The organism is Cellulomonas gilvus ATCC 13127 (assembly GCF_000218545.1).
Lineage (GTDB): Bacteria > Actinomycetota > Actinomycetes > Actinomycetales > Cellulomonadaceae > Cellulomonas > Cellulomonas gilvus.
This window is the reverse complement of the sequence record NC_015671.1, coordinates 1,429,632-1,452,600: the sequence shown is the minus strand read 5'-3', so window position 1 is coordinate 1,452,600 and position 22,969 is coordinate 1,429,632. Positions and strand designations below refer to the sequence as shown.

The following is a 22,969-nucleotide window of genomic DNA, read 5'->3' as shown; positions in this document are numbered from 1 at the left end:
TCCCCCACCATGACCAGGCAGCACCTTTCCAAGTCCCTCATCTCGTGGGCGTCGATCATCGAGCCGGCCACCGCGGACCAGGCGGTCCGCACGGCGTCGATGCCGTTCATCTACCCGCACCTCGCGCTGATGCCGGACGCGCACCTCGGCAAGGGCGCGACCGTCGGCTCCGTGATCCCCACCCTCGGCGCGATCATCCCGGCCGCGGTCGGCGTCGACATCGGCTGCGGCATGATCGCGGTGCGCACTCAGTGGACCGAGGAGCAGGTCCGGGCGCGCGGCCCGCTTGCCCCGCTGAGGGAGTCGATCGAGGCGCGAGTGCCGCTGTCGGCCGGGGTCTACAACACGTCGCTGACGCCGACTGCAGCCAAGCGGGTCGCCCAGCTCGAGGCCCTCGCCAGCAGGAATGGCTTCGACCCGGCGACGTTCGCCGCGAACTGGCCGCTGCAGCTGGGAACGCTCGGCTCGGGGAACCACTTCATCGAGGTCTCGGTCGACGAGACCGGAGGCGTGTGGCTGTTCCTGCACTCTGGCTCCCGGGGGGTCGGGAACAAGATCGCCCAGCACCACATCAAGGTTGCGACCGAGCTGTGCCGCCGCTGGTGGATCGCACTGCCCGACCCCGACCTCGCGTACCTCGTGGAGGGCACCGAGGAGTTCTGGGCATACGTGCGGCAGCTGCGCTGGGCCCAGCACTTCGCTCTCCTGAACCGCGAGGAGATGATGGATCGCGTCGTAGCAGCGATGACCGAGCACATGGCCGAGAGCGTCATCGAGTCCGAGCGGATCAACTGCCACCACAACTTCACCGAGCAGGAGAGCCACTTCGGCAAGAAGGTGTGGGTGTCGCGCAAGGGCGCGATTCAGGCCGACGAGGGCCGGCCGGGCCTGATCCCGGGGTCGATGGGAACCGCGTCGTACGTGGTCGTCGGCAAGGGTGATCGGCTGTCGCTGAACTCCTCGCCGCACGGCGCAGGCCGCGAGTACTCCCGATCCGCCGCGCGGCGGACATTCACGCACGAGCAACTGCGGCAGGCGATGGTCGGCATCGAGTACCGCGACACGGACGCGTTCATCGACGAGATCCCGGCTGCCTACAAGGATATCGACCAGGTCATGGCGGACGCCGCCGACCTGGTCGAGATCCGGCACACGCTGCGGCAGATCGTCAACGTCAAGGGTGACTGAGCCAACGCCCGGCATGGTCTTCGCCTCGCACGCCGTAGGCTCCACGATGCGACGCCCTCGGATGGCCCCCTGCCCGAGGGCGTCGCATCGCTGCTCGGCACTCCGCGACCGACACGCGAACGTCGCCTCTCACTACCCGAGGCGAGCCGACTCTGCTAACGTGCACCTCGGTGGGTTCGTCATGCCCACGTCGAGGCCTGGACCGCACACGGTTCGGGCCTTCGTGCTTCCCGGGCAGCGTCGAACGCACGCGACGCGGCCGCGGTGGGGTGCAGGTCGTCCGGTCGGGTGGGCCGGTGCTGGGGTCGGCGAGGACGTGATCCGTTCGGTCGAACCGTCGAGCGGCCCGACGGCGCCGGCCCTGAACTCGTTGCGAGGTGATCCAGATGCCGCGTCAGCTTCGCCGACGCTGCACCGGATCTCCGACGTGCCCCGCCTTGGTCACGGCTGGCGACCGTTACTGCCCGACGCACCTGGCCGAGTACGAGGCGCGACGCGGAACGCGACAGCAGCGCGGCTACGGGACGCAGCACGACCGCCTGCGACTCGCGATCGTGAAGCGGATCCGAGCCGGCGAGGTCGTCGCATGCGTGACGTGCACGGTGCAGCTGACGGAGCGCACGCTCGATCTCGGCCACACGGACGACCGGACGCGCTACCGCGGCCCGCAGTGCACGCGGTGCAACCGCAGCGACGGCGGTGCACGCGGAGCGGCGGCGGCCAACCGCCGCTGACACCCAGGGGGGTACCCCCGAGGGCGATCGGCGCCGGACCGCCGGGGAGGGCTACGCCCCGGCGCGCAGGTTCGACCGTTTCTGTGGAGCCAGCGTCCTGGCCATCCACCTCGCTGACCAGCGGGAACACGCTCCTGCTCGATACGTAAGGGGGTTGCGACCGTGGCTCAGCCAGGCCCGAAGCCGCGCCCGGCGCTCGCGGTGGTCCGCGAGGGCAACCCCGGCCGGCGTCCGGTCAAGGAGGGCGTGAAACTCCCGCCCTCTGTGCCGGTCGCCCCGCGGTGGTCGGAGTACTTCCCCGGTTCGAGCCGCCCGGAGCTCCGCGCCCGGCAGACGGCCACCGAGCTGTGGGACCGCCTGGCCCCGTCGCTGGCCCGCTCGGCCGGGCTGGTGAACGAGCAGCGCGAGGTCCTGATCGACTACTGCGTGACGTGGGCCCGCATCCAGCAGGGTGAGCGGGCGCTGTCGATGGAGGGGCCGATCGCGAGCACGGAGCGGGGCAACGTCAAGAACCCGTGGAGCACGCTCCTCAACCAGTACCGCTCTCACCTGCGCTCGCTGATCGGGGAGCTCGGGCTGTCCCCGTCCGCGGCGACGCGCGTGAGTCCGCGAGGTGGCGATGGCGACGACGAGGACGACATCTTCGACTAGCCGGCTGCCGGTCCCCCGCGACGCTCTGCTCGAGCTGGGCCTGACCGACGAGCAGGTCGACGACGCGCTCGCCCACGCGCCGGCGGTGGTCGCGTTCCAGGCGGACCGGCACCCGGGCGCCTGGTACGACGTCCAGCGAGCCCAGCGCGCACTGCGTGCACTGGCGCAGTTCCGCCACACGAAGGGCCGCTGGGCGGGCGTGCGACTTCGCCTCGGCGAGGGCCTGGACCCGTGGCAGGTCGTGTGGGTCATCGCTCCCATCTTCGGCTGGGTCTACCACGACGCGGAGATCGACGCCGTGGTGCGGGTCATCCGCACGGCGTGGGTCGAGGTGCCCCGCAAGAACGGCAAGAGCACCCTGCTGTCCGGCATCTCGAACGTGCTGCTCCTGGCCGACCGGGAGCCTGGTGCCGAGGTGTACAACGCCGCCGGCTCGACCACGCAGGCCGGTCGCGTCTTCGAGGACGCGAAGCGGATGCTCGCGACGTCCCCCGCGGCGCGTTCGCGGGTCGAGCCACTCAAGGAGGTCGTGCGCGTCCCGCGCACGGGCTCGATCCTGCGGGTGCTCTCACGGGTCGCGGAGACCGCTCATGGGCTGAACGTGTCCGGCGCGGTCATCGACGAGGTGCACACGCTGCGCCTGCGCCGGGCGCTGGTCGAGGCGATCGAGACGGGCACGGGCGCGCGGGACCAGCCGCTCATCGTGTTCATCACCACGGCCGACGAGGCCGAGGACGGCACGATCTACGACGAGAAGCACACGTACGTGCGGAACGTCGCGAACGACGTCGTGCAGGACACGGGCTTCTACGGCGTGATCTGGGCGGCAGACGAGGACGACGACCCGTTCGCCGACGAGACCCTCGCGAAGGCGAACCCGGGCGCGGGTAAGTCCCCCACCTGGGCGTACCTGCACCGCGAGGCGAACAAGGCCCGGCAGACCCCGTCGTACTTCCCGACCTACTGCCGCCTCACGCTGAACCTGCGCCGCCGCGAGCAGTCACGGTGGCTGGATCTGGACCGGTGGGACGAGCTCGACGGCGCGATCGACCGCGCAGGTCTGCGGGGCCGCCGCGCGTGGGGCGGCCTGGACCTGTCGGCGGTGTCGGACTTCACCGCGTGGGCGGTGTGGGTCGAGTCGAACCGGCCCGGTGCCGAGTACGACCTGCTCACACGGTTCTGGGTGCCCGGCGACAGGGTCGAAGACCTGCAGCGGCAGCTGCTGATCCCGCTCGAGCAGTGGATCGAGCAGGGTCTGGTGCACACAACCGACGGCGACGTCATCGACTACAACGCGGTGAAGTCGGCGGTGATCGGCGACTGCCGGCACTTCGACATGCAGCGCGTGTCGTACGACCGCATGTTCGCTGGCCAGTTCGTCCAGGAGCTCGACGCCGAGCTCGAGGTGGACATCACGGCCGTCGCGCAGACCTTCATGGGCCTGTCGCCGGCGTCCAAGGAGCTCGAGCGACTGATCGGCGCGCGGGCGATGCGCCACGGCGGGCACCCGGTGCTGCGCTGGATGGCCTCGGTCGTCGAGGTGAAGAACGACGGGCTGGACAACATCCGGCCGGTGAAGCCAGACCGCAAGAAGTCCACGGCCCGCATCGACGGGATCCAAGCCGCCGTGACCGCGCTCGACGGTGTGCTGCGCCGCCCGCAGGAGTCCGAGTCCCGCATGTACATGTTCCGGTGAGGGGGTGCTCGTGGTCTCGCTGCTGAAGGAGCACCAGCTGACAGACGACGAGCAGCGCCTGATGGGCCGCCTGGTGAAGGCCGCGGCCGCCAGGAGCAAGCACGACGCGCTGATGGAGCGCTACTACGAGGGCACGCAGCGCCTGGCTCAGATCGGTCTCGCTGTGCCGCCCGAGCTGCGCCGCTTCGAGACGGTCGTGAACTGGTCGCGCATCGTGGTCGACGAGCCGGTCCGCCGCCTGGACGTCCGCGGGTTCGTCGAGGCCGGCCAGGAGCAGACGTCCGACGAACTGCGCGAGCAGTGGGAGGCGAACAACCTCGACTCGGGCGCCCCGATGCTGCACACGGAGACCGCGAAGTTCGGCCGCGGCTTCGTCACGGTCGGGACCAACGAGGACGACCGGGAGCACCCCATCATCTCGGTCGAGCCGTCCCGGCAGATGGTCGCGGCCGTCGACACCCGCAAGCGGCAGATGGCGGGGTGCCTGCGCCAGTACCTCGACTTCGACAAGCAGCGGCGCCGCACGCTGTACACGCCGAACGGCACGCTGTGGCTCGAGCCCACCGCCCGGGGCTGGACGGTCGTCGGCCGTGACGAGCACCGTCTCGGCCGGGTCCCGGTCGTGATGTTCCTCAACCGGCGCCGTCCGGGCGACTGGTGGGGCACGTCGGAGATGGCCGACGCAATCCCCCTCGTCGACGCCGCAGCACGTTCCCTGACGAACCTCCAGGTCGCGCAGGAGTCGCACGCCGTGCCCGCGCGCTACGTCTTCGGGGTCGACCCCTCGAAGATGGTCGACGCGAAGACGGGCGAGCCCCTGACGGTCTGGGAGGCGTACTACACGGCACTCATGGCCTACGCGGGCACCGGCGTCACCGCCGGGCAGTTCCAGGCCGCAGACCTGAAGAACATCACCGACACGGTGCAGCACTACGGCGGTCTGCTGGCCTCGATCTCTGGTCTCCCGATCCGGTACTTCGTCGTCTCCACCGCGAACCCAGCCGCAGAGGGCGCGATCCGCGCCGACGAGTCCCGCCTGATCAAGAACGCCGAGGGCAAGGGTCTGGACTGGGGCGACTCCTGGGGCTGGGTCATGGGCCTGTCGCGCCGCTTCACCACGGGTGAGTGGGCCGCCGGCAACCCGATCCGCACGCTGTGGCACGACGCGGCGACCCCGACCTTCGCCCAGCGCGCCGACGCGATCCAGAAGCTCGCAGGCGGGGTGCCGATCCTTTCGCGTGAGGGCGCCTGGGACGAGCTCGGGTGGTCGGAGCCCCGCAAGAAGCGTGAGCGGGAGTACTTCGAGCGTCAGGACGCCGACCCGTACCTGAGCGCGCTGAGCGTGAAGGAGCTGGCCGGTGGCGCTGCAGGCCCTGCCGCCGGCAGCTGAGCCGTACGCGCGTTCGCAGCGCGCCGAGATGGGGGCCGCGGTCGCTGCGGTCCGGCGCCTGTGGTCCCGGATGGGCGAGGACTTCGACGCCTCATGGGCCCAGATCGAACGCCAGCTGCTGCTCACGCTCGACACAGCCCAGGAGCGGATCACGGCTGGCGCGCTCGAGTACGTGCCCGAGGTCTTGGCGCAGACGAGCCGCACTGTCCGTCGCGCCGAGTACGCCGTCGACCCGGCGGCGCTCGTCGGCACCACGGGCGCAGGCTTCGGCACCGACGAGATGGCCTACGGCGCGGTCCTGCGTGCGAAGTCGCTCGCAGGCGAGGGTGCGGACTGGCGCGGAGCACTCGCGGGCGCCGGCGCCTGGCTGACCGCGGCCGCGGGCACGCTGCTGTCGGACACGGGCCGTACGGCCGAGCGGATGGCCGGGAACGCGCGCGGGCCCGTGCGGTACGTGCGGATGCTCACGCCGCCGTCCTGCGGGCGGTGCGTGATCCTGGCCGGCCGAACGACAGGAGAGGCGACGGCGTTCGACCGTCACCCCGGCTGCGACTGCCACAACATCCCGGCCGCCGAGGCGATCGCCGATGACCTGACGGTGAACGCGGCCGAGTACCTCGGGTCGCTCGACGAGGAGGGCCTGCGCAAGGCGCTCGGCTCGCGCGCGAACGCCCAGGCCTACATCGACGGCGCCGACGTGAACCAGCTGATCAACGCCTACCGCGCCAGCGGCGGAGTCCGGTCCGCCCAGGTGTTCGACCGGACCGTGAAGTACTCCACCGAGGGGGTCACGCGCCGCGGCATCGCCTACCGGCGGATGTCGCAGGCACGGAGCGTCCGCGACCAGGGCACGGAGCGCGCCGGCCGGTACCGCTCGCTGCGGGCGCCGCGGCTGATGCCCGAGTCGATCTACGCGATCGCGATCGACCGCGCCGACGCGCTGCGCCTGCTGCGGCTCTATGGCTGGGTCCTGTAGCCAGCTCCACCAGTTCTCCCGCCGCGCGATGCGGTCGGGCCCCTCCCGAGCGATTCGGAGACCGCACGATGACGACGACCAAGGCCCCCGCTGCGATGGCGTGGCCCCTCACCCACTCCCCCGGCACGCCCGCCCGGTTCGCGCGGCTCCGGTTCGTCACGGACCCGGCCGCACCGGACGGCACCCCTGGCACGGGCACGCCGGCCACGCCGGCTCCGGCGCCGAGCACTGACGACGGCGTGCCCTCGGACAGCGGCGACGAGCCGCTGGGCGAGCCCGGCAAGAAGGCCCTGGTCGCCGAGCGGGAGGCCCGCGCGAAGGCCGAGGCCGACCTTGCCCAGCTCCGCAAGGAGATCGAGGACTCGAAGAAGTCCGCCGAGCAGAGGGCAGCCGACGATCTGGCGCAGGCGCAGCGCGACGCTGCGGCCGCCGATCTGCGGGCACTGCGGTACGAGGTCGCCGCCGCCAAGGGCCTCGACCTGCAGCTCGCGCCCCGTCTGACGGGCGCGACGAAGGCGGAGCTCGAGGCCGACGCCGAGGCGCTCAAGGCCCTCATCCCGACGACGGCGCCCACGCCGAAGCCGGACCCGTCGCAGGGCGGCGGTGGGGGCGCCGACAAGGCGACGTCCGTCGCGGCGGGCCGCTCGCTGTTCGCCGAGCGGCACCCCAGCAAGTCCAAGACCTGACCACGACTCCCTGAGGAGGGATCACCATGCCCCGTCTCACGACCGAGACGTTCGGCGGTGGAGACCAGTCCTGGCTCGGCTCGACGCACGGCATCGCCAACGCGCGCACCGAGGTCCTCGACATCTCCGCCTTCACCGCCGGCACCCACTACCCGAACGGCTTCATCCCGGCCGGTCTGCCCGTCGCGAAGGTGGGGGGCGTCCTCGTCCCCTACGACGCGACGGAGGCCACGGTCACGGGGGCTGGCGTTCTCGCGGGCTTCGTGCTGACCGACCAGCGCGTGGTCGGCACGGCGGACTTCGGTGTGCCGCTGCTCGACCACGGCCGGATCCGCACGGCCAAGCTGCCCATCGCCTTCACCGCGCCCACGGCCGCGGCGAAGCGCGCCGCGACCACGTTCGTCTTCATCTGAGAGGGGGTATCGGCTCATGGCACTCTGGACCGATCTCATCGACCCGGCGACCCTGACGGGGTACGTCCGGGAGGCCCTGTCCGCCGTCGAGCAGCGCCGCGGCAACCTCGCCCGGTTCCTGCCGAACCGCATCGTCCCGGACATCCAGGTCCGGTTCGTCGCGGGCCAGGCCGGCCTCGTCGCCGAGGCGGAGTTCCGTGCGTTCGACGCGGAGCCGACGGTCGGCAAGAAGCCCGGCGGGAAGCGCACGATCCTCGAGCTGCCCGCGATCGGGCAGGTCATCCCGGTCTCGGAGTACGACCAGCTGCGCACGCGCGGCGCGTCGGACGAGGTCATCCTCGACCAGATCCTGTCCACGTCCACCCAGGTCGTGCAGGCGATCGCGGACCGCATGGAGCGGCTGCGCGGCATCGTGCTGCGCACGGGTGTGGCCACGATCCCCGAGCTCGCGACGGCGGACTCGTTCGGGCGCAGCGCATCGCACACCGTCACGGCGGCCGCGCTGTGGTCCTCGGCGACGTCGGTCTCCCGTCTGGCGGACCTGCAGGCGTGGTCCGACACGTACGAGGCGACGAACGGCGTCCCGCCGGGCGTCATCCTCGTCTCGCGTCGCGTCCTGCGCGTCATGGCCCAGGGCGACGAGTTCAAGACCTCCCTGGTCGGTGGGGGTTCGCGTCCCGCGACGATCGAGGACGTGAACGCGATCGTCGCGGGCGCCGGGCTGCCGCCGATCGAGGTCTACACGCGCCGCACCGCCGCGGGCCTCGTCCTGCCCGACAACGAGCTGCTGCTGCTCCCGGAGCCGGTGGACCCGGACGACTGGCAGGGCACCCAGCTGGGGGCGTCCTTCTGGGGGCAGACCCTCTCCTCGACGGCCGACGACTGGGCCATCGAGGACGCCGAGCAGCCCGGCATCGTGGCGGGCGTGTACCGCAACGAGAAGCCGCCGATGATCGCCGAGGTCAACGGCGACGCGGTCGGCATGCCGGTCCTGGCCAACGCGGACCTGTCGCTGAAGGCGACCGTCCTGGCGTGACCCCCGTGGTGCGGCCGCCTCCCCCGGGCGGCGGCCGCACCGCCGGCACCCGCCTGCCCGACCCACCGAAGGGAGGGCCGATCGTGGCCCAGAAGAAGATCCGTGACGACCTCGAGGGCGTCACGTTCGTGCACATCGACGGCCTCGCCGTCCAGCTCCGCGCCGGGGACGACGTCCCGAAGGGCGCCAAGGTCGGCGAGCACCTGCTCGCCTCCTCCTCCACGAAGCGCACCGGCCCGACGCCGCCGCCCGACCCCACCTCGGTCGTCCCTCTCACGCCGGGCAACCCGGCCGAGCTCGGCCCGGCCGCCGAGCAGGGCGCCACGGCCGGTGCCGACAAGCAGGACGACGACCAGGATCCGACCGAGGACGACGAGCCGGCCGACCCGCTGACGCCTCCGAACGGACGCTCGAGCCGCGACGCGTGGGCGCTGTGGGCCGCCGCGCACGGCGTCGAGCACGCCGAGGACGCGACGAAGGACGAGATCCGCACCGCTGTCGCCGCGGCGCAGCAGTAGAAGGGGGCGGGCGGCCGTGACGACCTACGCGACGCCGGACGACGTGGAGGTCCGTCTCGGCCGCCCCCTGACCGACCCGGCGCAGGCCGTAGCCCTCCTCAGGGACGCCGAGGTCCTGATCCGCTCGCGGGTGCTTGACCTCGCTGCGCGCGTCGCGGACGAGCCGGGCTTCCTCGACGTCGTCGTGATGGTCGAGGCGAACGCGGTCGTCCGCGTGCTGCGCAACCCCGAGGGGCTGCGCGCCGTCACCGTGACCGTCGACGACGGGTCGGTGACCCGTACCCGGGACCAGGCGACGTCGGACGGTGCGCTGCGCATCACCGACGACGAGTGGGACCTCCTCGCACCCGTGGGGCTCGGTGAGGCTGCGTCGATCCGGCTGCGGTACGAGCCGGGCTGGCTGGCATGCCAGGGCGAGCGCGCGTGGCGGTCGGGCCAGTGGTGATCCTCGGGGACGCCATCGCGGCCGAACTGCCCGGCCTGCGCGCCGAAGCAGAGGCCAGGATGCGCGACACGTGCGCCGTGCGCCGCGTGACGGGCACAGCGACCGACGCCGCGGGCAACGTGACGCCGACGCTCTCCGAGCCCGTGTACGGACCCGGCCTGGCACCGCACGCCGGGAAATGCCGCGTGCAGGCGACCGCCGCACAGGAGCAGACGGCGTCGCTCGCGGAGCACACCATGACGCTGCAGCGCTACACGGTGCACGTCCCCGTCGCGGCGTTCGAGCCCGCGGTCGGCGACGTGATCACCATCGTGGACGCGGTCGACGACGAGCACCTCGCGGGACGGACGTTCCGGGTTGTCGCCCTGCTCCACAAGTCCCAGGCCACTGCGTACCGGCTCGGTGTCCAGGAGGTGACGAGGTGAGCGACGGCTTCACGGTGAACACGTCCGGCCTGCGCGACCTCACAGCCGATCTGTCCCGCGCAGCATCGCGCTCGATCGACGTCGTCGAGTCCGTGCTGAAGCGGGGTGCCCAGAACATCAAGACGGCGCTCGTCGACGACGCGCGCTCGTCGCCGCACTTCAAGGGAATGGCCGGGTCGATCACGTACGACCGAACCGGCTTCGCGTCCCGCGTGGGCTACGAGATCGGTCCGGACAAGGATCTCCGAGGCGGCGCGCTCGGCAACATCGCGTACTTCGGCACGCCCCGCGGCGGCGGCACGCTGGATCTGGACGCGCCCCTCGCCGACGAGGAGCCGCGGCTGGTCACGTCGCTGGCGCAGGCACTTCAGGGGCTGCTGTGACGAGCCTGCGTGAGGCGGTCCTGGCGCTGCTGCCCGCCGGCACGTTCGAGGGCGAAGCTCCGGCTAGCGCAACGCTGCCGTGGCGAGTCGTCACGATCGACGTGCCGACGCCGGTGCGGCGTGCGCTCGCTGGCCCGGTCCACACGCGGCGTGCGCGTGTGCGGGTGACCGTCGCGGCGGCGAACCACCAGGCGTGCCACATCCTCGCCGCGCAGGTGGTCGCGGCCCTCGAGTTCGTGACTCCCGCGGCGGACGAGGTGACGTGCGGCCCGCTCATGCACGTGTCGTCTCGGCCGATCACCCGCGACCCGCAGGTGACGCTCCCGGCGACGAACACCTCGGCCTTCTTCACGGTGCTCGACTTCGGGCTGACCGTCGCCGCGTCCCCTACGCCCTGACCGAACGACCGAACCCTGCACCCGCCGACGCGCGGGCGCGTGAGCGTGCCTGGAGGCAGCCATGACGACGTACGTCCGGGTCAAGGACCTCGAGACGCGGCACGAGTTCGACGTGCCGGAGGGCGACAAGCGCATCGGCGTGTCGCTCGAGCTCGTGAAGTCCAAGCGCTACCCGCCGTCGCCGTGGCAGCGACCTGCCAAGCACCACATCGACCTCGCGGGCCATGTCTCGCGTGAGCCGGCGGCCGCGACCGCGGTCCCGGAGACGGCCACCACGAAGGAGTCCTGACATGGCCACTGGCACCCCCGACCTCCCGGTCACCCCGGTCGACGGGAACGTCCGCATCGACATCCTGTCGACGATCGCGAACATCGACGCCCCGGCGGACACCGAGCTCAACGCAGCCGCCGGGCTGAACGCCTCGTGCTACCTCACCGCCGACTCGGCCCTGATCGGGATCGAGCAGGCCTCGATCGCCGTCCAGCTGCTGTGCCAGACCGTCGACCGGAACGAGCCGGGCCGCAAGACGGTGACGCTCGGCATGACGGCCGTCGACAACACCAACTCGGCCGCGGCGACCGACAGCAACAAGTTCGCCGAGATGCTCGTCGAGGGCACCGTCCTGTACTTCTCCATGCGCTACGGCAAGGCGTGGGACGCGGCGCACGCGGCCGACGACGAGGTCTACATCGTGAAGTTCAAGGTCGGCCAGAAGATCCCGATGGCGCCGGAGGCCAACTCCTACACGCGGTCCGTCTTCAACACCTTCGTGCAGGACTTCGCCGGGCCGGTCGCGGTCGTCGCCGGCCCCTGACCCCTCATCACCCCTGGCGCCCGCCGACACGGTGGAGTGGGCGCCAGGGGCTCCACCGTGACCACCGTGACCACCGGAAGGACCCCACCACCGTGAGCAGCCTGACCATCAAGCGCGCCGAGAAGGCGATCGACTTCTGCACCGACCTCGCCCTGACCGCCCGTCACGAGCAGCTCGACGCCGAGCTGGGCGACGTCCGCAAGAAGCGCCAGACCCTCGCCTCGCACTCCGAGGCCGAGCTGGTCGCACAGCTGCGGGACCTCGAGCGGCAGATGGCCGAGTCGACCGTGGTGTTCGTCCTGCGCGCGCTGTCGAACAAGCGCTGGGCCGAGCACGAGGCGGCGCACCCGCCGCGCAAGGGTGACGCCGCCGACGAGGCGTACAGCGTCAACCTCTCGACGTTCGTGGACGCGGTCATGCCCGAGAGCATCGTCTCGGTGACGCACAAGCATGACGGCTCGCCCGTCGACTTCGACCCGGCCACCGACTGGATGAGCCTCGCCGACGAGATGTCGAACGCCCAGTTCCAGGTGTTCGCCCTCGCACTCCTCGCCCTGAACCGCGGGGTGACGGCCGCCCCTTTCTCGTTGACCGCATCGCTCGCGACGCCTCGCTGAGGGCGGACCTCGAGCGGGCCGAGGCGCTCGGGGTCTCCTACAAGCGCTTCAAGGGCTGGGAGCCGGCGACCGTCTACGAGCACGACAGCGAGGGGCGCATCGTCTCATCCCGGCCCGAGGTCGAGTGGGACGACGTCGAGCAGCAGTGGATGCTCGCGCTCGCCGCCTACCGGTCGGCGCACCTGTGCCCGCTGTGCGGCATGGACAAGGACGTGTGCCAGGACCCCACGGCCGAGAACCGGCTCATCGTCCCCGCCCCGACGCGGTGCCACGTCACCACGGCGATCCGGCGCGCGCAGGTCGAACGCCGCGCGAAGTATGGCGCCACAGCCACGCACGAGGACGCGCTGCTGTGGACCGCGGCGCTGCGGCCCTAGTTCGACCAGAAGACGCCGAGCCCGAGCAGGACGCCGCCGATGGCCGCCACGGGCTCGGCCCCGTCGGGCGATGCGGCCAACGCCAGACCCATGACGCTCACTGCCGCGCCGACGGCGAGGCACCAGCGGGCTAGCGGGTTCCGGCGTCGCTTCTGCTCGTCGCTCATCCCTGCATCCAACCGCACGAACCGATCCGGGGAGGGGTGAACCTGTGGCCGATCGCACCGTCAGCGTGCAGCTGAACGCGAACGTGACGGGCTTCCGTGCGCAGATGACGGCGGCCGCGAGCTCGGCGCGGCAGTTCGGCACGCAGCTCGGCCGCAGCATCCAGCAGAACTCGGCTCAGATCGACACCTTGGCGAACCGGGTGGGCGCCCTCGGCGCCGGCCTCGCGGGCATCGCCGGGCTGGCGGTGAAGAAGTTCGCGGACTTCGACCAGGCGATGTCCGGGGTCGCGGCCACGGGCGAGGACGCGCGCAAGTCGATCGACGCGCTGCGGGCCGCCGCGATGGAGGCCGGGGAGCGCACCGTCTTCTCGGCGACCGAGGCGGCGAACGCGATCACCGAGCTCGCCAAGGCGAACGTCTCGGCCACAGACATCCTTTCTGGCGGCCTGGATGGAGCTCTCGACCTGGCGGCGGCGGGGGGCATCGAGGTCGCCAAGGCAGCCGAGATCGCCTCGCAGACGATGAACCAGTTCAACCTCGAGGGCGACCAGGCGACCCGCATCGCGGACGTGCTCGCCGCGTCCGCTGGCAAGGCTGCGGGCGAGGTCGGCGACTTCGGGCTCGCCATGAAGTACGTCGGTCCGGTCGCGTCCCAGCTGGGCGTCTCGCTCGAGGAGACGAGCGGCACCCTCGCGCTGCTCGCGCAGAACGGCATCCTCGCGGACTCCGCCGGGACCGGCCTGCGTGGCGTGCTCATGGCGCTCACGTCCCCGACGGCGGCGGCACAGAAGGAGTTGGACAAGTACAACATCTCGGCGTTCGACGCCCAGGGGAAGTTCGTCGGGCTCGAGTCCCTCGCGGGCCAGCTGCAGCAGCGCCTCGGCGGGCTCACCGAAGCGGAGCGCTCGGCCGCGCTCGGCCGCATGTTCGGCAACGAGCAGATCACGACGGCGCGGATCCTGTACGCGGAGGGCGCGGACGCCATCCGCGACTGGACCGACCAGGTCGACGACCAGGGCTACGCGGCAGAGACGGCCGCCACCAAGCTCGACAACCTCAAGGGCGACATCGAGGCGCTCGGCGGCGCGTTCGACACGGCGCTCATCAAGACTGGCGAGTCCGCCAACGGCCCCCTCCGCGACCTGGTGCAGGGCGTCACCGACGTCGTGAACGCGTACTCGAGCCTGCCCAGTGGCGTGCAGGCGGCGACGATGGCGATCGTCGGCGGCGGCGGCCTGGTGCTGCTCGGCGTGGCCGGAATGGCGAAGCTGTCCGTGGCGACGGTCGAGACCATCGCGGCCATGCAGTCGCTGAACCTCATGTCGAGCACGACGGCGGCGGCCGTCTCGCGCAACATGGGCAAGGCGGCCAAGGTCGCAGGTGGCGCCGCGCTGGCGATCGGCGGGGCGTTCCTCGCGATGTCCTCGCGCCCCGACGACGCGGGCAAGGGGACGAAGGAGCTCGCGGCGGACCTCGGGAAGGTGGCCGACGGCGCCGCGGTGGTGGACTCGATCTTCTCGAGGATCGACACCGAGAACGGCGCGTGGGGCTTCTTCTCGGGCGACAACGCGGTCGACGACTTCTCGAAGTTCATCGACCAGGCGTCGCAGACCGGGTGGCTGCAGAGCTTGGAGAAAGGCTTCACCGGCGTCACCGAGGGCCTCGCCGACTTCTTTGTCGGCGCCGACATCCGCACGGAGTGGACCAAGCAGTACGACACGCTGCAGGCGTTCGGTGACGAGCTGGGCACGCTCGCGTCGACCGACCTGCCGAGCGCGTCAGCCGCGTTCCGCGAGCTCTTCGAGCAGGCGGGCGGCACGGCGGCGGACGGCCAGCAGCTGCTCAAGCTCATGCCGGCGCTCAAGGACGAGCTCATCGGCGTCGCCGACTCGTCCGGCCTGGCGACCGACGACGCGACGCTCCTCGCGATCGCGCTCGGCGAGGTCGGCCCGGCGGCACAGGGCGCGGCGGCCGCGACCGACGAGAACGCTTCGGCCGTCGACAGGCTCGTCGCGGCCCAGGACGCGGGCACGTTCGCGGTCGACGGCTACACGGACGCACTCAAGGAACTGGTCGAGCAGCAGCGCGAGGCGGCCGGGGTCGTCCTGTCCACGCGCGACGCCCAGCGTTCCTACCAGGAGGCGATCGACGCCGCCGCGGCCGCGGCCAAGGAGAACGGCAACACGCTCGACTCGACGACGGAGAAGGGCCGCGCGAACGCTGCGGCGCTGGACGCTATCGCCGAGTCCGGCTGGGACCTGATCGACTCGATGCGCGAGTCGGGCTCGTCGCAGGAGGACCTGCAGGCGAAGGTGCAGAAGGTCCGCGACCAGTTCCTCAAGCAGGCGTCGGCGATGGGCATGTCGAAGTCGGCCGCGGAGGATCTGGCCGACGAGCTCGGGCTGATCCCGGAGAGCATCGACGTCCAGGTCGCGGTCGACACGACTCGCGCGACCCGGTACATCAACGACTGGCTCATCAAGAACGACGGCCAGCGGATCCGCGTCTACGTGGACGCCCAGGGTGGACGCGAGTACCGCGTGCCGGGCACCGATGTCCGGTTCAACGCGACGGGCGGCGCGATCCTCGGCCCCGGCACGGGCACGTCGGACTCCATCCCGGCGATGCTGTCGAACGGCGAGCACGTGCTCACGGCGTCCGACGTCGAGAAGGCCGGCGGACAGGGGGCGATCTACCGTCTGCGCGCCGCGATCCAGGGCGGGCTGCTGCGGTTCGCGGCGGGCGGCGCGGTGGGTGATGCGCGCCGCGCGGTGTCGTCGGCTGACGCTGCCCGTGACGCGGCGTGGCGCAAGTACAAGTCGTCCGGCCGGGACGCCGACATGGAGGCGTGGACCGCGGCGCGCGAGCGGTGGCTCGCCGCGGTGGAGCGCCTCGAGCGACTGCTCGATCAGCGGCAGGAAGCGATCGTGGACGCACGTCGCGGCGACACGATGAGCGATGCCACGAGCGGCCTGTCCGGCGCGTACGGCCTCGTCGACCAACTGCGTGGGCTCGCCGGCAACGAGGACTTGTCGAAGTCGCAGCGGGAGTCATTCGCCCGCCGCGCGAACCAGGCCGAGGCGGCGTTCAAGAAGCTCTACGGCCAGGCGGACCGCATCGAGGAGCGACTGGCCGCGGCGCGCGACCGGGTGCAGGAGCTCTCGTCGATCAAGGCGTCCGCGTCGTCGGCGCTGCAGGGCGGCTTCGGGCTGTCGGGCATGTTCGGGCAGAAGGACGCCTACGGGTACGACGTCCCGGTCACGGGCCGCTCGATCCTGGCGGGCGCCAAGCAGTACGCGTCCAAGCTCCGTGCGTTCGGCAGCAAGCTGTCGGCGGTGCAGAAGAAGCTCGGCCCCGCATCGGGCGTCATCCTGCAGGAGCTCATCGGCCTGGGCGTCGAGCAGGGCACGGTCGCGGCCGACGGGATCCTGTCGCTGTCGCAGCGGGAGGCGACCGAGCTCACGACCGCGTTCGGGGACATCAAGAAGTACTCCGACCAGGCGGGCGAGATCGTCACGCGCGGCTTCTACAACGGCGGCCTGTCCGCGGCCGAGGGTGTGGTCGACGGGCTCGAGCGCGACGCGGACAAGATCGCGAAGAAGATCGAGCGTCTCGCCCGGCAGAACGCGGACGCGATCCGTCGGGCGCTGGGCCTCGACCCGCTGCCCCGGCAGATCAGCGGGTCGATCGGCTCGAGCAGCGCGACCTCAGCGGGGGTCGCGGTGGCGTCCGCGCCTCGGCCGATGTCGCCGGTCGCGATGCCCGTCCCTGCGGCGTCTGCCGGCGCAGGGACGTTCACCGACGCGCAGATCGACCGCATGGGCGACCGCATGGGCAACCAGCTCAAGGAGGCGTGGGTGCAGCACCCGCCGCGCGCCATCTACGCCCCGGACCGGCGTGAGGTTGGGCGGCTCTACCAGTCCGGGAAGATCGCCTACGAAGGGCTCGGCCAGCGATGACCACCAGTGGGTTCCGGTTCGGCTCTGCGTCGAACATGATCGCACTGCCCGAGGTGCAGGCGGGCGTCTCCGTGTCGTCCGAGCGCCCGTCGCGCGACATCGTGATGCTGTCGGGCTCGCGGTATGTGCAGACGGCCAAGCGGGCCGCGCGCACGTGGGAGGTCGCGCTGTCGCCGTGGTCCCCGCCGTCCGTGGTGGGGACCCTGACTGTGGCCGCGCAGGGCCTGCTCGACGAGGCGTGGCTGCTCGACGAGGCGGGCGCGCGGGCGAACATGCTCGCCCCCGAGTTCACCGCGGGCGTCGTCGGCGAGTGGGTCCAGGTCAGCGGCTACCCCGACTTCAAGGAGCTGCCGACCCCGACAGCGTTCACGGTCTACTGCAGGTCGGGCGTGCGCTACCGGCTGACGGGCGTGACCAAGGCGGCCGCGGGGGCCGTCCTCGGCACGACGCGGACCGACTACGGCAGCCCGGTCAACATCGTCGCGCCGGCAGGAACTGGCGCCCGCCCGTTCACGGTGTCGCTCGCTCCGACCTACCCGCAGGTGGAGATCGCCATAACGTCGGGCCTGGTCGCCGGCCTGCGGCTGGCGCAGGCGGTGAGTGGGACCACGTTCGCCGACACGGGCGGCTTCCTGCCGGGGCAGGGCACGCCGTGCCGCGTGCAGGTCGTCGACCCGGCGCGGGTGCTGCAGATGCTGCCCCTCCTGGGTCACGGCCTGTCCGACTACACGGTCACGCTCCGCGAGGTCGGCATCCCGGGGGTGGCGTGACGTGGTCGCGTACGTGACGACACCTGACTCAACGGTCCGGGCCGACCTGGGGGCGGGCCTCGCGGAGGTCGAGGCTGCCGACTGGGCGGTCGAGCGCGACCTGTCGGGAACGGCTCTGCCGGGACAGGTCCGCGCCGCCACGGGGTTCGCTGTCGGCTCCGGTCAGGTCGTGATCCGCGATGCCGCCGCACGCACGCCGTGGTCGACGTCGCGCATCCTGCCGGGCGGGTCGGTCGAGATCGACGCCGACCCCGACGGGAACCGGATCGACGACGAGGGCGCGCCCATCGCCCGCATGGTCGCGACCGCGATGTCGTCCCCGTCGGCACACGCGTCGGAGCGGATGCTCGACCTGGTCGACGACATCACGTCCATGCGCGCGCCCGTGACCGTGCCGTCGTCCCTGCTCGTGGCGAGCAGCGGCACGGACGTGGCGTACACCGACGCGGCGTGGGTCATCTTCACGGCAGCCCGCGCGGGCGGTCGGCACGCCGTCCCGCCCCCGGTGCCGTCGGCAATCCTCGCGGCGTCGCTGTGCGGCAGCGCGGTGCCCGAGGTCGGCGGCATCGCGAACATCGTCGCGTCGGGCTGGCAGTGGGACACGGGCCTGGCGGGCAAGATCGGCGCGGTCGAGATCGGTGCCGACCTGGTCCCGACGTCGCCGATCGCCGTCGGCTCGACGACGTACTTCACGTGGACCTCGTCATCGAGGTACGGGTGGTCGTCCTCCCTTCACGTGCGCACGGTGACGGGGGGCTCGTACCTGCACCTGCTGCCGCTCTACGGGACGTTCCGAGTCGCCGCCTCCGGCGGATCTGAGGTCTTCGGCACGTGGGATCGGACCGCCAACACGGTCGACGAGTGGCGGGTCGAGTTCCGCGTCGAGCGTCTGTCGAGCACACAGACGCGCGTCTCTCTGCGAGGGATCAACACCGCGCCGTGGAGCACGCCGGTCACGCTGACACACCCCGCGATGGGCGACTGGACCATCGTGAACCCGGAGTCGATGAACGGGCTGCAGGTCACCACGGCCGACGACCCCGCCCTGTTCGCCGCCCCGAGCGCGTACATCGCCGCGTCCGGATCGCCGCTCGACGCGATCGTGGGCGTCGGGCAGCGCGACGCGTGGGACCTCATTCAGGAAGTCGCCGCGGCCACGATGGGTGCGGTCTGGATCGACGAGCTCGGGCACCTCATCTACCGCGCGCGGGACACGATGCGCGGCGCGGGCGCGTCGTCCGGGACAGTGACCGCCGACGGGGTGGTCGACCTCCCGTGGTCGATCTCGACGGCCGACGTCGCGGACCGGGTCGAGGTGACGTACCAGCCCGCGAACATCGCGACGTCCAGCACCTACGGGCTGACCGTGTGGCAGGCGGATGCCGCGATCCGGGTCCCGGCCGGCAAGACGGTGCAGGTCATCGCGCAGCTGGAGAGCGCCGCGGCGTCGGACTTCGCGCCGTTCTACGCGCTGTGGGCCGGGCCGACCGACACGGCGACCTACTCGCGCTGGGCCGCAGCGACGTCCGCATCCGGCGGCGGCGCGTCGCCCGCAAGCGGCGCGCTCGTCGTGACCATCGAGCCGCTGTCGACCACGCAGGTCCGCCTCTCGATCCGGAACACGACTGCCACGACCCTGTGGACCGTGGACGGCACGGGCGCTCCGACCCTCGTGCTGCGGGCGAACGTCCACGCGACGCCGGGCGAGGCGGTCACGATCGCCGCAGGCGCCGCGGCCGAGGTCGCGCGCAACGCGCTGAGCGTGAACCTCGGACCATGGGTGCAGGACGCGGCGGTCGCGGCCGAGATGCTCGACTGGCTGCGGGCGATGACCTCCACCCCCGCGCCGATGCTCGAGGGTGTCGAGGTCATGCCCGACTCGACCATCCGCCTCGGCGACGTGCGCACCCTCGTCGACCCGACCTACACGGGCATCTCGACCAAGGTGCTGGTGGCCGGCACGCGACACGAGGCGTCGCCCGGAGCGCTCGCCCTGTACCTGCGCCTCGTCGTGCTCTCGACGATGTTCGACGACCTCGACCGGTTCTTCGTCGCCGAGGGCATCACGACCTTCGACCAGCTCGACACGTACCTCATCAGCCAGGGCGTCACGACCTTCGACGACCTGGACAACTACCTGCTGCGGCTCGGAGGTCTGTGATGCCAGCCCCCACCGGATCGTCCCTGACGGTCCCCGGATCGCCCGCGACGCCGGGTCCGGCGAACGGCTTCAAGAAGTACTTTGCCGACCTCTGGACCTACATCGACGGCCTCATCTCGGGCATCTTCCCGCTCGGGTCCGGCACGTGGGTCGCGTACACCCCGACCACGAACATCACCCTCAGCGCGCCTGGTGGTGGCGGCAGCATCACGGGCCGCTACACCCAGATCGGCAAGACGATCAGGGGGCGAGTGGACTTCACGCTCGGCTCAGGGTTCGTCTTTCCGTCCGACCCGCAGATCAGCGTCCCGGTCACCGCACTGAGCGCGCGCATCGACGCGTCGGGCACATGTAGACCTGCCGGGTCGGCGGAGTACGTCCTGACCGCCAGCTCCCTGAACGCCTCCACGTTCCGCCCCCGCAGCCCAGGGACCGCCGGTCTGCTCACCTCGCTGTCGGCGTCCGTGCCCGCGGCGTGGGCAGCCGGCGGCTGGGGATGGCTCGAGTTCGAGTACGAGATCCCATGAGCCGGGGAATCTCCGACCCGGCCATGCTTCGGCTCGCCGACATGCGCCGCCGGGTCCACGAAGGGGATGCGGCCACCCTCGACGTCCTCATGGGGCTGGCCGAGGTGGTCGCCGCGCTCGCCGAAGCGGTCGCTGCACTCACGCCCGCCACCCCTCCCGCCGGCGGCGCCGGCGGAACGAAGGGAGCGGGCCAGTGACGACCACCAACAACGGCTGGCCGGTCGTCGGCGAGTCGTCCGTCACGCGCGTCCACCTGGCCGACGACCCCGACGGCGCGCTGGTTCGCAGCGGCGACGTGGCGGCCGCGCTGTCGTGGCTCGTCGAGCAGATCCACGCGCGGGTCGAGCGCGTCACGAAGGTCAACGGGTGGCGGTCCGCGGCCTACAACCGACAGGTCGGCGGCGCGCGCGGGTCGAACCACATCTCCGGGACCGCGCTCGACGTGAACGGCCACCTGCACCCGTACGAGGCCGGACGTCTCAACGCGTCCTACGGCACGGGCGGGTGGGGCGAGGGCGGCGTGCGCACGGTGCGCGCGATCCTCGCCGAGGCTGACGGCCTGTTCGCGTGGGGCCTCGACTTCACACCGGGCTGGCGCGACGCCATGCACTTCGACATCGCCAAGGGCAAGACCGCGGCCGACGTGGCCGCGCTCGTCGCACGCATCGAGGAGGACGACGACATGCCGCTCGACCCGGAGCAGAGGATCCCCGTCAAGGGTGAGGCCGCCAAGGTCCTCGGAACGACCAAACTGACCCTCGGCGGGATGCTCGGGTACGCCGCCGCGGACTACCGGCAGAACCGGCGCGACAACGCCAAGGTCCTGCTCCAGATCGCCGACCTGAAGCGGACCCTGGGCCAGCCCATCGACACCAAGGCGCTCGCAGCCGAGGTCGTCGAGCAGCTCGCCGACGACCTCGAGGACACCGTTCGCGAGGCGGTGGCCGCCGGCACCGACCCGTCGGCGATCGCCGTGGCGACCGTCGAGCTCCTGCGCAAGCGCCTGGCGTCGTGACCCGCATGTCCCCCGACCGCGCACTGCCCGTCTGGGCGCGCATCACCGGCCGGATCCTGCGGGCAGCGGTATACGCCCTCGGCATCGTCGTCGGTCTCGCGGACCTGAACGCACCATCGCCCGTGATCCTCGACGCGGTGCAGCCTCCGTGGATGCACATGTGGGCCTGGATCGCGACCACCGCCGGTGTCGTGGGCCTCCTCGCGGTCGCCGCGTGGCGATGGCGCTGGGAGTACGTCGCGTCGGCAGCCCTCGGCCTGGCGCTCGCCGCCCGCGCGATCGGCGTCTGGTCGACGGTCGACGAGTCAGCGGTGCGCGTCGCCGCGGCCGCGAGCATCACGATCGCAGCGCTCGCGTGTCTCCTGCGGACACTCGACCTCACGGTGTTCGCGATCCGCACGTCCGCCGCGGTGATCCACACCCGCGGCGGGGTGAGGCTGCGTGCCTGACACCAACACCGTCCTCGCGCTCGTGGGCGCCGGGCTCGGCTCGACCGTCCTCGGCGCTGCGATCACCGCGATCGCGACGTGGCGCCTGGGCGTGCGCGGCGACGAACGCACCGCCCGAGCCCAGGAGCAGACCGCACGTCGCGACACCGTCGCGGACCGCGACGCACTCATCGACCAGCTGCAGGCCGAGCGCGACGCCGAACGCGACGGCCGGCTGTCCGCCGAGCGCGAGCTCCGCCTCGAGGAGGCATGGACACGCCTGCTCGTCGACCACGTCTACCGGCGCCGGCCACCACCGCCGCCCACCCGCCCCACCCAGCTCTGAGCCGAAGGAGACCCCGCATGACCCACGACCTGCTCACCCTGGACTGGTGGACCGCCGCCGGCCAGCGCGCCGCCTACACCGCGCTCGCCGCGCTGCTGCCCCTCGCCGCGCTGCTCATCGCCGGCGACGTCGACGTCCTCTACGTCCTGCTCGTCGTCGCCCTCGCGCTGCTCGCCTCGCTCGCGACGTCACTGGCAGGCCTGCCCGAGGTCACCGGCCGCGACACCTCGCCGTGGATCGCTGTGCTCGTCCGCGTCACGAAGACCAGCGCGCAGACCCTGGCTGCGAACCTCGTCGGCTCCGTGGTCCTGACCGACGTCGACTGGCACATCACCGGCACCGCCGTGGCCGGCGCCGCGCTCACGACCCTCGTGCGCACCCTCATGGCCTACCTGCCCGAGACGCCCACGGGCGCCGCGGAGTTCGGCGAGTTCGAGCTCGCGGCGCCCGCGCTGAGCGCGGCCGAGCGCACGCACCTCGAGCAGCTCCACGCCGCGCTCGCGGACGACAGCACCCCGGACGACCCGGCGGTCACCGCGCTCGGGAAGATCCTCACCTGACGGCCACCAGCCGCTCGAACGAGCCCCTCCTCCGCATGTGCGGGGAGGGGCTCGTTCGTCATGCCCGAGGGCGAGGTGAGCCGTCGCCGGGCTCGTCGTCGTCTTGCCTGGGGATGTAGTCGTGCGCCGCGTTGCCGAGCTCCTTGACCGCCTCGGAGTACTGCTCTGCGTCTTCTACCGCCCGCTCGGCCTTGATCGCTGCGGCCTTGTACGCGTCCCGTCGGGTGCCCATCGTTCGCTCCGTTGCTTGGTCAGCAGGACGAGTCCAGGGTGCTCCCGCCTCGTGGC

Annotated in this window: 28 protein-coding genes; 26 read left to right on the top strand and 2 right to left on the bottom strand. The window is 71.8% G+C overall.

All coding sequences use genetic code 11. The annotated features are described in order from the left end of the window. Nucleotides 1-9 precede the first annotated feature (9 nt). The 17 genes from CELGI_RS06650 to CELGI_RS06565 all read left to right on the top strand — a co-directional run bounded on the left by CELGI_RS06650 (nucleotide 10) and on the right by CELGI_RS06565 (nucleotide 12,748). Nucleotides 10-1,188: an RtcB family protein gene (locus CELGI_RS06650; protein ID WP_013883349.1), complete on the top strand. Its 1,179-nt coding sequence runs from the start codon at nucleotides 10-12 to the stop codon at nucleotides 1,186-1,188. Between the two features lie 896 nt (nucleotides 1,189-2,084). Then, nucleotides 2,085-2,573: a phage terminase small subunit P27 family gene (locus CELGI_RS06640; RefSeq protein ID WP_013883347.1), complete on the top strand. Its 489-nt coding sequence runs from the start codon at nucleotides 2,085-2,087 to the stop codon at nucleotides 2,571-2,573. Next, complete coding sequence (locus CELGI_RS06635; protein ID WP_013883346.1) at nucleotides 2,542-4,269, top strand: terminase large subunit; 1,728 nt, start codon at nucleotides 2,542-2,544, stop codon at nucleotides 4,267-4,269. The genes CELGI_RS06640 and CELGI_RS06635 overlap by 32 nt, the downstream gene beginning before the upstream one ends. A 10-nt stretch (nucleotides 4,270-4,279) precedes the next feature. Continuing rightward, nucleotides 4,280-5,659, top strand: coding sequence for a phage portal protein (locus tag CELGI_RS06630; RefSeq protein ID WP_013883345.1), 1,380 nt, complete (start codon nucleotides 4,280-4,282; stop codon nucleotides 5,657-5,659). Further along, the gene (locus CELGI_RS06625) at nucleotides 5,628-6,635 is read left to right on the top strand and encodes a hypothetical protein (protein WP_013883344.1); all 1,008 of its coding nucleotides are present in this window, start codon (nucleotides 5,628-5,630) and stop codon (nucleotides 6,633-6,635) included. Before CELGI_RS06630 ends, CELGI_RS06625 begins: the two co-directional genes overlap by 32 nt. A gap of 68 nt (nucleotides 6,636-6,703) precedes the next feature. Then, nucleotides 6,704-7,321, top strand: coding sequence for a hypothetical protein (locus CELGI_RS16410; protein ID WP_013883343.1), 618 nt, complete (start codon nucleotides 6,704-6,706; stop codon nucleotides 7,319-7,321). Between the two features lie 26 nt (nucleotides 7,322-7,347). Beyond that, on the top strand, nucleotides 7,348-7,734 hold the full coding sequence (locus CELGI_RS16405; protein WP_013883342.1) for a hypothetical protein: 387 nt from the start codon (nucleotides 7,348-7,350) through the stop codon (nucleotides 7,732-7,734). 16 nt (nucleotides 7,735-7,750) lie between these two features. Further along, nucleotides 7,751-8,770, top strand: a complete 1,020-nt coding sequence (locus CELGI_RS06610) for a major capsid protein (protein WP_013883341.1) — start codon at nucleotides 7,751-7,753, stop codon at nucleotides 8,768-8,770. A gap of 83 nt (nucleotides 8,771-8,853) precedes the next feature. Next, complete coding sequence (locus CELGI_RS06605; protein WP_013883340.1) at nucleotides 8,854-9,288, top strand: hypothetical protein; 435 nt, start codon at nucleotides 8,854-8,856, stop codon at nucleotides 9,286-9,288. A gap of 16 nt (nucleotides 9,289-9,304) precedes the next feature. Further along, a complete protein-coding gene (locus CELGI_RS06600; protein WP_013883339.1) occupies nucleotides 9,305-9,733 on the top strand; it encodes a Gp19/Gp15/Gp42 family protein in 429 nt (142 codons plus the stop codon). Beyond that, on the top strand, nucleotides 9,694-10,158 hold the full coding sequence (locus CELGI_RS06595; protein WP_265338695.1) for a DUF6093 family protein: 465 nt from the start codon (nucleotides 9,694-9,696) through the stop codon (nucleotides 10,156-10,158). Before CELGI_RS06600 ends, CELGI_RS06595 begins: the two co-directional genes overlap by 40 nt. Next, the gene (locus tag CELGI_RS06590; protein WP_013883337.1) at nucleotides 10,155-10,541 is read left to right on the top strand and encodes a hypothetical protein; all 387 of its coding nucleotides are present in this window, start codon (nucleotides 10,155-10,157) and stop codon (nucleotides 10,539-10,541) included. Before CELGI_RS06595 ends, CELGI_RS06590 begins: the two co-directional genes overlap by 4 nt. Next, nucleotides 10,538-10,939: a tail completion protein gp17 gene (gene gp17 / locus CELGI_RS06585; RefSeq protein ID WP_013883336.1), complete on the top strand. Its 402-nt coding sequence runs from the start codon at nucleotides 10,538-10,540 to the stop codon at nucleotides 10,937-10,939. Before CELGI_RS06590 ends, gp17 begins: the two co-directional genes overlap by 4 nt. Nucleotides 10,940-11,000: 61 nt before the next feature. Then, nucleotides 11,001-11,228 carry a hypothetical protein gene (locus CELGI_RS06580; protein WP_013883335.1) on the top strand — a complete coding sequence of 76 codons (228 nt, stop codon included), beginning with the start codon at nucleotides 11,001-11,003 and terminating at the stop codon, nucleotides 11,226-11,228. 1 nt (nucleotide 11,229) lies between these two features. Continuing rightward, nucleotides 11,230-11,754: a phage tail tube protein gene (locus CELGI_RS06575; RefSeq protein ID WP_013883334.1), complete on the top strand. Its 525-nt coding sequence runs from the start codon at nucleotides 11,230-11,232 to the stop codon at nucleotides 11,752-11,754. A gap of 92 nt (nucleotides 11,755-11,846) precedes the next feature. After that, nucleotides 11,847-12,371 carry a hypothetical protein gene (locus CELGI_RS16885; protein WP_013883333.1) on the top strand — a complete coding sequence of 175 codons (525 nt, stop codon included), beginning with the start codon at nucleotides 11,847-11,849 and terminating at the stop codon, nucleotides 12,369-12,371. A gap of 149 nt (nucleotides 12,372-12,520) precedes the next feature. Further along, on the top strand, nucleotides 12,521-12,748 hold the full coding sequence (locus CELGI_RS06565; RefSeq protein ID WP_013883332.1) for a hypothetical protein: 228 nt from the start codon (nucleotides 12,521-12,523) through the stop codon (nucleotides 12,746-12,748). Here the strand turns inward: CELGI_RS06565 and CELGI_RS17325 are convergent. Continuing rightward, nucleotides 12,745-12,915, bottom strand: coding sequence for a hypothetical protein (locus CELGI_RS17325; RefSeq protein WP_013883331.1), 171 nt, complete (start codon nucleotides 12,913-12,915; stop codon nucleotides 12,745-12,747). The two genes, CELGI_RS06565 and CELGI_RS17325, sit on opposite strands and share 4 nt — an antisense overlap. 44 nt (nucleotides 12,916-12,959) lie before the next feature. Between CELGI_RS17325 and CELGI_RS06560 the strand changes: the two genes are divergently transcribed. Genes CELGI_RS06560 through CELGI_RS06520 form a run of 9 tightly spaced genes read left to right on the top strand, consistent with a single transcriptional unit; the run spans nucleotide 12,960 to nucleotide 22,681 of the window. Next, the gene (locus tag CELGI_RS06560; RefSeq protein ID WP_013883330.1) at nucleotides 12,960-16,874 is read left to right on the top strand and encodes a phage tail tape measure protein; all 3,915 of its coding nucleotides are present in this window, start codon (nucleotides 12,960-12,962) and stop codon (nucleotides 16,872-16,874) included. Further along, nucleotides 16,871-17,644, top strand: a complete 774-nt coding sequence (locus CELGI_RS06555; protein WP_013883329.1) for a hypothetical protein — start codon at nucleotides 16,871-16,873, stop codon at nucleotides 17,642-17,644. The genes CELGI_RS06560 and CELGI_RS06555 overlap by 4 nt, the downstream gene beginning before the upstream one ends. 13 nt (nucleotides 17,645-17,657) lie before the next feature. Then, nucleotides 17,658-19,805, top strand: a complete 2,148-nt coding sequence (locus tag CELGI_RS06550; RefSeq protein WP_150104677.1) for a hypothetical protein — start codon at nucleotides 17,658-17,660, stop codon at nucleotides 19,803-19,805. Continuing rightward, nucleotides 19,805-20,332, top strand: coding sequence for a hypothetical protein (locus CELGI_RS06545; protein ID WP_013883327.1), 528 nt, complete (start codon nucleotides 19,805-19,807; stop codon nucleotides 20,330-20,332). The genes CELGI_RS06550 and CELGI_RS06545 overlap by 1 nt, the downstream gene beginning before the upstream one ends. Next, nucleotides 20,329-20,529 carry a hypothetical protein gene (locus CELGI_RS06540; protein ID WP_013883326.1) on the top strand — a complete coding sequence of 67 codons (201 nt, stop codon included), beginning with the start codon at nucleotides 20,329-20,331 and terminating at the stop codon, nucleotides 20,527-20,529. Before CELGI_RS06545 ends, CELGI_RS06540 begins: the two co-directional genes overlap by 4 nt. Then, nucleotides 20,526-21,347 carry a D-Ala-D-Ala carboxypeptidase family metallohydrolase gene (locus CELGI_RS06535; protein WP_013883325.1) on the top strand — a complete coding sequence of 274 codons (822 nt, stop codon included), beginning with the start codon at nucleotides 20,526-20,528 and terminating at the stop codon, nucleotides 21,345-21,347. Before CELGI_RS06540 ends, CELGI_RS06535 begins: the two co-directional genes overlap by 4 nt. 5 nt (nucleotides 21,348-21,352) lie before the next feature. Then, nucleotides 21,353-21,796: a hypothetical protein gene (locus CELGI_RS06530; RefSeq protein ID WP_013883324.1), complete on the top strand. Its 444-nt coding sequence runs from the start codon at nucleotides 21,353-21,355 to the stop codon at nucleotides 21,794-21,796. Further along, a complete protein-coding gene (locus CELGI_RS06525) occupies nucleotides 21,789-22,121 on the top strand; it encodes a hypothetical protein (protein ID WP_013883323.1) in 333 nt (110 codons plus the stop codon). Before CELGI_RS06530 ends, CELGI_RS06525 begins: the two co-directional genes overlap by 8 nt. A 17-nt stretch (nucleotides 22,122-22,138) precedes the next feature. Beyond that, a complete protein-coding gene (locus CELGI_RS06520) occupies nucleotides 22,139-22,681 on the top strand; it encodes a hypothetical protein (RefSeq protein WP_013883322.1) in 543 nt (180 codons plus the stop codon). Between the two features lie 58 nt (nucleotides 22,682-22,739). Here the strand turns inward: CELGI_RS06520 and CELGI_RS17320 are convergent, their stop codons facing one another. Further along, nucleotides 22,740-22,913: a hypothetical protein gene (locus tag CELGI_RS17320; protein WP_013883321.1), complete on the bottom strand. Its 174-nt coding sequence runs from the start codon at nucleotides 22,911-22,913 to the stop codon at nucleotides 22,740-22,742. Nucleotides 22,914-22,969 lie beyond the last annotated feature (56 nt).

What these genes read in the sequence shown, in the direction of transcription:
- CELGI_RS06650 (WP_013883349.1), top strand. Translation starts at nt 10, where the DNA reads ATGACCAGGCAGCACCTTTCCAAGTCCCTCATCTCGTGGGCGTCGATC.
- CELGI_RS06635 (WP_013883346.1), top strand. Translation starts at nt 2,542, where the DNA reads ATGGCGACGACGAGGACGACATCTTCGACTAGCCGGCTGCCGGTCCCC.
- CELGI_RS16410 (WP_013883343.1), top strand. Translation starts at nt 6,704, where the DNA reads ATGACGACGACCAAGGCCCCCGCTGCGATGGCGTGGCCCCTCACCCAC.
- CELGI_RS16405 (WP_013883342.1), top strand. Translation starts at nt 7,348, where the DNA reads ATGCCCCGTCTCACGACCGAGACGTTCGGCGGTGGAGACCAGTCCTGG.
- CELGI_RS06610 (WP_013883341.1), top strand. Translation starts at nt 7,751, where the DNA reads ATGGCACTCTGGACCGATCTCATCGACCCGGCGACCCTGACGGGGTAC.
- CELGI_RS06595 (WP_265338695.1), top strand. Translation starts at nt 9,694, where the DNA reads ATGCCAGGGCGAGCGCGCGTGGCGGTCGGGCCAGTGGTGATCCTCGGG.
- CELGI_RS06580 (WP_013883335.1), top strand. Translation starts at nt 11,001, where the DNA reads ATGACGACGTACGTCCGGGTCAAGGACCTCGAGACGCGGCACGAGTTC.
- CELGI_RS06575 (WP_013883334.1), top strand. Translation starts at nt 11,230, where the DNA reads ATGGCCACTGGCACCCCCGACCTCCCGGTCACCCCGGTCGACGGGAAC.
- CELGI_RS06565 (WP_013883332.1), top strand. Translation starts at nt 12,521, where the DNA reads ATGCTCGCGCTCGCCGCCTACCGGTCGGCGCACCTGTGCCCGCTGTGC.
- CELGI_RS17325 (WP_013883331.1), bottom strand. Translation starts at nt 12,915, where the DNA reads ATGAGCGACGAGCAGAAGCGACGCCGGAACCCGCTAGCCCGCTGGTGC.
- CELGI_RS06555 (WP_013883329.1), top strand. Translation starts at nt 16,871, where the DNA reads ATGACCACCAGTGGGTTCCGGTTCGGCTCTGCGTCGAACATGATCGCA.
- CELGI_RS06545 (WP_013883327.1), top strand. Translation starts at nt 19,805, where the DNA reads ATGCCAGCCCCCACCGGATCGTCCCTGACGGTCCCCGGATCGCCCGCG.
- CELGI_RS06540 (WP_013883326.1), top strand. Translation starts at nt 20,329, where the DNA reads ATGAGCCGGGGAATCTCCGACCCGGCCATGCTTCGGCTCGCCGACATG.
- CELGI_RS06530 (WP_013883324.1), top strand. Translation starts at nt 21,353, where the DNA reads ATGTCCCCCGACCGCGCACTGCCCGTCTGGGCGCGCATCACCGGCCGG.
- CELGI_RS06520 (WP_013883322.1), top strand. Translation starts at nt 22,139, where the DNA reads ATGACCCACGACCTGCTCACCCTGGACTGGTGGACCGCCGCCGGCCAG.
- CELGI_RS17320 (WP_013883321.1), bottom strand. Translation starts at nt 22,913, where the DNA reads ATGGGCACCCGACGGGACGCGTACAAGGCCGCAGCGATCAAGGCCGAG.